Here is a 6,442-nt window from a genome sequence, read left to right on the forward strand (position 1 = left end):
CGTTCCTCTCATTGTTTGCCCGGTTGGCGAGCTTGTTGCGTCATTTAGGCTGTCATAAATGGGCCTTTTGCTTCCGGCCGTGCACGGATCGATCGTCATGGCTGAGGAATGTCTGGATCTCCTGGTCGGTCGGCGCCGACGACCCGCCATGGCGGGTGACCGAGAGCGCCGCCGCCGCATTGGCGTAACTTGCCGCTTCGAAGGGCGGCACGCCGCGCGACAGCGCGCTGACGAAGGCGCCGATATGCGTGTCGCCGGCGCCGTTGCTATCGACGGCGGCGACCTTGAAACCGGGCACGGCCTGCGCGGTGCCGTCAGCCAGCCGCACGAAGCAGCCTTTCGCCCCGGCGCGGATGATGACCGCCTCGGTGGTCGGGCAGTGATTGGAAAGAAGCCGGGCAGCAATGGCCTCGACAGCGCCGGGGCCGGCAATCTCGGCCGCTTCGGCGGTGTTGCAGCTCAGCCAGCTCGTGCGCGCCAGCACCCGGTCGAGAATGGCGCGCGGAATCTCCGATACGACAGGCGTCGGATCGAAGACGAAGGGAATTTCCGCCGGCAGCGTCTCGATCCAGTCGGCCAGCGCGTCGCGGCTCCCGACATAGCTCAGCGTATAGCCGGAGGCGAACACCCAATCCCCCGGCGCAACCCGGACGGGCGCCATCATGCCGAGGCTGAGCACGCTCTCGGCACCAGGCCATGACACGAAGGTGCGCTCGGCGTCGCCGCCGCTGATCATGGCGACGCAATTGCCGCTGTCCATCACGGGCGATGGCGGGGTCAGCGTTGCGATCCCTTCGGCGGCAAAAGCGGCGCGCAGGAAATCGCCATTCGGTCCGCTGCCGAGCTGGCCGCCGAAGACGACCTTCATGCCGGTGCGGCTGGCCGCGACCATCATGTTGAAGCCGCCGCCGGCGACCTGGGCAAAGCTCGATGCGGTCTTTTCGGTGCTGGGCGCCGGCAAGGCGTCGATGCGGTAGACATAGTCGACCACCGCGCTGCCGATATGGACGAGACGCCCGCTCATGCCGCCGCATCCTTGCCTGAACCGCGTTTCGCCATCCGCACCGCGACCAGATCGGCGGCGAGCGCGCGCACCTGCGCCATGTCGAGCCCTTTGAGCCGGGCGATGTGTTCCTGCGGCAATCGGGAAAAGCCGACGCAAGCGCCTGCCATGCCGGCGGCAATGGCGCCAATCGTGTCGGTGTCGCCGCCGAGATTGGCGCTGATGACGGCCGCCTGCCAGGGATCGCCACCGGCTATTTCCAGCACCGCGAAGGCCGCCGGAACCGATTCCTGGCTGGCGACGCCGGTGCCGACCAGGTCGATGATCAGCCGGATGCCGTCAGTGACAGCCTTGCCGCGGACGAGGCTCCTCGCCCAGTCGATCCGCGCGGCGATATCGCTACCGGTGACCCAGTGTCCGAGTGCCGCCCCTTGCCTTGCCGCCACAACCGCACGGTCCGAGGCCGCTCGCCAGTCGCCGCCGGCAACACCGCAGCTGACGGCGGCAGCGACGGCTGCCGCCGAGGCAATGGCGATCGAGGTGTTGTGCGTGGCGCGGCAGGATTCCGCCACCTTGGCGACCAGTGCGTCGAGCGGCTCCAGCGGCATCATGATGCCGACCGGCGCGATGCGCATCGCCGCGCCATTGGTGTCGCCGCTGCGTCCCGCTTCCGCGGCCGGCACGCCGCGATTGATGGCATCGATGGCACGCTTGGTCGACGGGCCGAGCAGGTCATAGCTGCCGCGCGCCTTGACCTCGCGCTCCCAGTCGAGCAGCGCGTTGACCCAGCGCGTGTGATCGAAGCTGTCGCCTGAAACAACCAGGACACGACCGAGCAGCAGCGCCTGTTCGGTGTCGTCGGTAACAGTGCCGGCGACCAGGCCCTTCGACACCGGATGATCGGCGAAGGGCGCGACGAAATCCTCGACGTGGCCGTAGAGCTCGGCGATGCGGGCCGGCGACAAAAGCTGCGTCGGCATGCCGAGCGCATCGCCCAGCGCACCGCCGATAAGCGCACCCATCGCCCGGTCGATCGCCTCGGCGCTGTCCATGCTCAGAACTCCAGGTGAAGGGCGAAATGCGCCGGATTGAGCAGGCTGGTGACATATTCGATGGCGCGGCCGTCGGCGGCGCGAGTCAGGCGCCGCGTGCGCAGGAACGGCGCGCCGGGCGCGCAGTCGAGAATGGCCGCGTCCTCGGCGCTCAGCATCTCGATATCGGCCCACTCCTCGCCGTGATTGGGGACGAGCCCCGCCCCGCGCAGCGTCTGGTGCAGCGAGCCCTCGCGCAGGCCGCGCAGCGGCACGTCCTCCAGTTCCGGCGACAGCGGCAAGCGGCTGCGCTCGATCGAGATTGCATGGCCGTCATCGGCGTTGGAGCGCACCCGGTCGACGGCGATGAAGAACGGGCTTTCGACGCCGAGCCTGGCAGCGAGCTCGGCATCCTGCATGACTTCGAGCCTGAGCGTGCGCGTGTCGGCATTGGCGCCGGCATTGGCCAGCGCCCGCGACCAGCCGACGGCGTCGTCGACCGGCATGCCGTCGAAGGTGACGAACGAGCCGATGCCGACCTTGGTGGTGATCAGCCCGCGGCTCGACAGTTCCTCGAGGCCCTTGCGGATGGTGTTGCGGCTGACGGAGAAGCGCTGGACGAGCTCGTTCTCGCTCTGCAGGCGGTCGCCGAAGCCGAGCACGCCGGAGCGTATCTCGTGTTCGAGGACGGTGGCGATCCGTTCGGGCTTGCCCGTTCCGGGAGACGACGGAGTCGTGCGACGCGCCATGGAATACCTGTTCAGTAGACCTGTATAGTCCTGTTCAATATCGTGACATTGCAGTCATGTCAACGGCTCGTGGCCAGCACGCTTTCGGGTCCCCGGCATTTGCCGGGCAAGATTGCGCTGCTGATCACGACGGTTCGTCGCAGGCTGGAATTTTATGGGAACCTTCACCAGCCCCGAGCGGTTTTTTCTGTAGTCGCGATGCGGCGACAACCGAAAAAATGGAGACAAATGGAGGCAAACCATGCTTACGAAGATTCTCGCGGCGTCCGTACTCGCCGCTGGTCTGGCCACGTCTGCGATGGCCCAGACTGCCGGCGACCCCGACGCTGAAATGGGTACCGGCAGCGACAGAAGCGTCGTAATCGACCCGGCCCCGATCGATCCGAACCTGGCCGATGAGCCGGATGCTGTCGATCGCGGGATTACCGGTAGCATTATTGCGGGCCCTGACGGCATGAATTCCAATGCCGATCGGAACTGCGCTATAGGCCCGCAGGGCGCGCTGCCTGATGCCACGCACAAGGCTCCCGGCACGGTCTCACCGACCGTCAACGACAGGCACTGCGGCATGTAGCCGAGATCGATTTCGGGAACTCACGCTTCGGCCGCGGGGCAGAGCTTCGTCCCGCGGCCGAAGCGTTATTGTTCTAGCTCGCTGAACCTTTGCGCGGCCGAGCAGTCTTTGGCTTGGTGTCCTTTGGCTTAGTGTCCTTGGGCTTGGCCTTGGCGGCCGCCGGCTCCTTCGGTCGAGCCGCCTTGGCTTTCGGCCTGCTCTCCTCACCGTCGACCTCGGCAGTGGCCTGGTCCCAGTGCTGCTGATGCGCGCCGTCGGGCCGGCCGGCCTGTTCCCAGATCGCGTGAGCCCGCCGGCGAATGCGTTCCTGCCTGTCATCCGTCACTGTTGCCTCCATCGGTTCGGTTCAAAGCCTTGGGCAACAGCTGTCTTAGCCCAAGTTCTCATCGGCGTCATGAGTTCGGATCGACGTCATGAGTTCGGATCAAAGTCTTGGGAGCTTCAGCCCTATTCGGACAGAACCGCGACACCGAGGAGTGCCGCCTTCTTGGTGATCAGCCCCGCCAGATCCGCGTCCGAGCGCTCCGTTCCAGTTTGCTCACGCACGGCTGCAATCAACTCCTTCATCGACAACAGGGCAGTGCCCCGTTCAGCAAGCAGCTTGTCGACAGATGCGGCCACATTGCGTGACTCGACATGCGGCAACATGGAAATGGCTCCTTCCCGCGACAAGACGATCAACAGCCGGCTGCCTGCCGGCGAGCCGCCGCTCCTCTCGCGTCTTCCCGAGAGAGCGGCGGGTGAAGGTCAGTCGATGACCTTCACGATCCTGCGGGTGCCGGGATCGACCAGCACGGTGCGATCGTCGACGACCACGTATCTGTATTTCACGTCGGGAACGTCGATCGGGTGAAGTTCAACCGTTTCGGGCACGGTGGAACCGATGTTGAGCTCCACTCCCAGAAGGCTGATCGACGCCAGCGGGTGCCTGTCCACATATTCGCGGATGACTGTCTGCTGCTCGGGCGTGACAATCACCTGGTCTGCTGTGGCCACGCCGACACCGGTGAGCAGAACCAGCCCGGCGGCGGCAGGAACAAGGTGGATCTTCATCGTCGTCTCCTGTTCTTGTTGGCGGACTTCGCCTTCCACGGGTGGCAACATTGGATCACAATCGGGACGGCGGGCCCTCTTTGGAAACGCTCACGCAACCTTCTTGTTCCGTGAGCGGCGGCTAATTGGCGCCGTATTGGCGCCGCTCTGGTGCGTTGCTGCAAACAGCCGCAGTGGCCCGCGTTCCTGTTACAGGCACGCGGGCCGATCGGTTTGCCCGATCAGCAGCGATACCGGAGGGGGTGATATCGACTGCTTCGAAAGGAACATTTAGCGAGAACTAATGTTCCGCCCCCCAGCAAAAAAGCCTGCCGGCGTCGGGCACGCGTCAAGTGCGTGGACGGCAAATGCTCCAACCTATTGCGTCGGCGGCTGCGCCGGCACCTCGCCGGGCTTGAGCACCGGTGTCCTGCCTTGGTCCGGCGGCGGTGCGGCCATGCCCTGATCGCCGGTCGGCGGCGGCAGCAGCACGCCGTTGCAGGGATCAAGCGTGTCGGTCAGGCTGTCGCCGGCACCGTTGTTGGCGGGCGGCTCCTGCTGCTGGCCGTTCTGCGGCTGGGCCTGGCAGGGGCCGGCAGGCGCCTGGTCTTGTGTCTGGTCATCCGTCTGGGCGGCAGCCGGCGCCGCCAACGCCAGTGCGCCGAGCACGCCGATGATCAACGCGCTCGGCAGGAATGCGAAAGGTTTCATGTCGAACTCCTTTCCCGCGAACCTCCTTGCCAAAGCAGGTGGGCGGCGATTGGTTCCCGCATGCGGCAAACGCGCGCCCGGCTCCATGCAGGTTCAATCGACCGGCACGACAGTTTTGGGCGGCAAGGGGGCGACTTCCGTTGAACACGCAAAAAACCGCCCCGTTTCCGGGGCGGGCGCAGCATGTTGGTGAATCGTTAATCAGCGGTTGCTACTATATTGGACCATGACGAAAAATCTCGGAAACGCCGAAAGGAATGCCCCAAAGGAACCGGCAAGGCGTTCCGTCTTCAGCCAGCTGGCGCCGGCCCTGTTTCCCCTGGTGATCGTCGCGCTTGGCTATCTGGTCGGCTGGCAATTCTTCGGCTTTTAGAGCATCGGCCGCCTCGGTGCCGCGCGAAAAGACGTCGCGCGAAGAGATCTTGGATCAGGCGCCGGCTGCTTCTAGCACCAATCTCCAACGCTGGCGATTAGCCATACGCTACTACACCTTCGTCATCCTAGGGCGAAGCAAGGAGCGAAGCGACGCGGCGCAGACCCTAGGATCCATGCCGTTACCCAAACCGAAGAATGCAGCGGCTCAGAACGGCACTTGTATCCGCAACGGTGGCAGTTACCCTTCAATCATGACCGGCTATGCCTATATGACCGCAAGCCAGAAGCGCGGCACGATCTACATCGGTGTCACCAATGATCTCGGCCGCCGCATGCCGGAGCACAAAACCGGCCAGGGCTCGCGCTTCACCAGCCGCTACGGCGTGCAGCGTCTGGTCTGGTACGAGGAGCATTTCGACATTCGCGACGCGATCCAGCGCGAAAAGTCGCTGAAGCGCTGGCCACGCCAGTGGAAGATCGAGTTGATCGAGAAGACCAATCCAGAGTGGTTCGAGCTTTTTCGCGGAACGGGGTGGTAGCGTTCGGTTCTGAGCCGCAGCATTCTTCGGCTGATGTCACGGCATGGATCCCAGGGTCTGCGCCGCGTCGCTTCGCTCCTTGCTCCGCCCTGGGATGACGAAGTGGAGGGATGCTTCGGCTAATCTCGAATGTTTGCGATTTGCCACTGACGGGAATTGTCCACGTTCGCTGCCGATCGGCTCGACCTGTCAAATCCCCTGCACAGAGGAACTAGTCCGGGAAATCGAAAACCGGTTCCTCGCATCGATGGACCCGGCATTGACCGTCAAGCGTCCTCACATAGGAGGCGACAGGCACTTCGGGCCAGTCGCACTCATTGCCGTATTGGCGGACATATCGATCATAGGTGTTGCGGCCGGTGGTCAGGACGATCGCGCGCCGGCTCTGGATCAGCTGCTGCGCCTCGTCGCATGTCATGGTGCGCGCA

11 protein-coding genes are annotated in these 6,442 nt (G+C 64.6%); 3 read left to right on the plus strand and 8 right to left on the minus strand.

Annotation, left to right across the window (positions count from 1 at the left end):
- Window positions 1-52: 52 nt before the first annotated feature.
- From BQ8482_RS37460 to BQ8482_RS37470, 3 genes are read right to left on the minus strand one after another with little or no spacing between them, the layout of a single operon-like run.
- A complete protein-coding gene (locus BQ8482_RS37460; protein WP_123152074.1) occupies window positions 53-1,024 on the minus strand; it encodes a PfkB family carbohydrate kinase in 972 nt (323 codons plus the stop codon).
- Window positions 1,021-2,055, minus strand: coding sequence for an ADP-ribosylglycohydrolase family protein (locus BQ8482_RS37465; protein WP_165848858.1), 1,035 nt, complete (start codon window positions 2,053-2,055; stop codon window positions 1,021-1,023). The genes BQ8482_RS37460 and BQ8482_RS37465 overlap by 4 nt, the downstream gene beginning before the upstream one ends.
- A gap of 2 nt (window positions 2,056-2,057) precedes the next feature.
- A complete protein-coding gene (locus BQ8482_RS37470; protein ID WP_123152075.1) occupies window positions 2,058-2,783 on the minus strand; it encodes a GntR family transcriptional regulator in 726 nt (241 codons plus the stop codon).
- Window positions 2,784-3,024: 241 nt separating this feature from the next.
- On the opposite strand from BQ8482_RS37470, the gene BQ8482_RS37475 reads away from it, so the two are divergent.
- Entirely contained in the window at window positions 3,025-3,357 is a 333-nt protein-coding gene (locus BQ8482_RS37475; protein WP_123152076.1) for a hypothetical protein, read from the plus strand.
- A 73-nt stretch (window positions 3,358-3,430) separates the two neighbouring features.
- On the opposite strand, the gene BQ8482_RS37480 is transcribed toward BQ8482_RS37475, so the two are convergent.
- The 4 genes from BQ8482_RS37480 to BQ8482_RS37495 form a co-directional block, all read right to left on the minus strand.
- On the minus strand, window positions 3,431-3,682 hold the full coding sequence (locus BQ8482_RS37480) for a DUF2934 domain-containing protein (RefSeq protein WP_123152124.1): 252 nt from the start codon (window positions 3,680-3,682) through the stop codon (window positions 3,431-3,433).
- A gap of 122 nt (window positions 3,683-3,804) precedes the next feature.
- Complete coding sequence (locus tag BQ8482_RS37485; protein ID WP_123152077.1) at window positions 3,805-4,005, minus strand: hypothetical protein; 201 nt, start codon at window positions 4,003-4,005, stop codon at window positions 3,805-3,807.
- 99 nt (window positions 4,006-4,104) lie between these two features.
- The gene (locus BQ8482_RS37490) at window positions 4,105-4,410 is read right to left on the minus strand and encodes a DUF1236 domain-containing protein (protein ID WP_123152125.1); all 306 of its coding nucleotides are present in this window, start codon (window positions 4,408-4,410) and stop codon (window positions 4,105-4,107) included.
- 357 nt (window positions 4,411-4,767) lie between these two features.
- Window positions 4,768-5,100: a hypothetical protein gene (locus BQ8482_RS37495; RefSeq protein WP_123152078.1), complete on the minus strand. Its 333-nt coding sequence runs from the start codon at window positions 5,098-5,100 to the stop codon at window positions 4,768-4,770.
- A gap of 226 nt (window positions 5,101-5,326) precedes the next feature.
- Here BQ8482_RS37495 and BQ8482_RS38570 point away from each other — a divergent pair, with 226 nt between their 5' ends.
- Entirely contained in the window at window positions 5,327-5,473 is a 147-nt protein-coding gene (locus BQ8482_RS38570; protein WP_165848859.1) for a hypothetical protein, read from the plus strand.
- 253 nt (window positions 5,474-5,726) lie between these two features.
- A complete protein-coding gene (locus BQ8482_RS37500; protein ID WP_123152079.1) occupies window positions 5,727-6,014 on the plus strand; it encodes a GIY-YIG nuclease family protein in 288 nt (95 codons plus the stop codon).
- 211 nt (window positions 6,015-6,225) lie between these two features.
- Here the strand turns inward: BQ8482_RS37500 and BQ8482_RS37505 are convergent.
- Window positions 6,226-6,442 (minus strand): hypothetical protein (locus BQ8482_RS37505; RefSeq protein ID WP_123152126.1); only part of this gene is annotated, 217 nt, incomplete at its 5' end.

The organism is Mesorhizobium delmotii (assembly GCF_900149755.1).
GTDB lineage: Bacteria > Pseudomonadota > Alphaproteobacteria > Rhizobiales > Rhizobiaceae > Mesorhizobium > Mesorhizobium delmotii.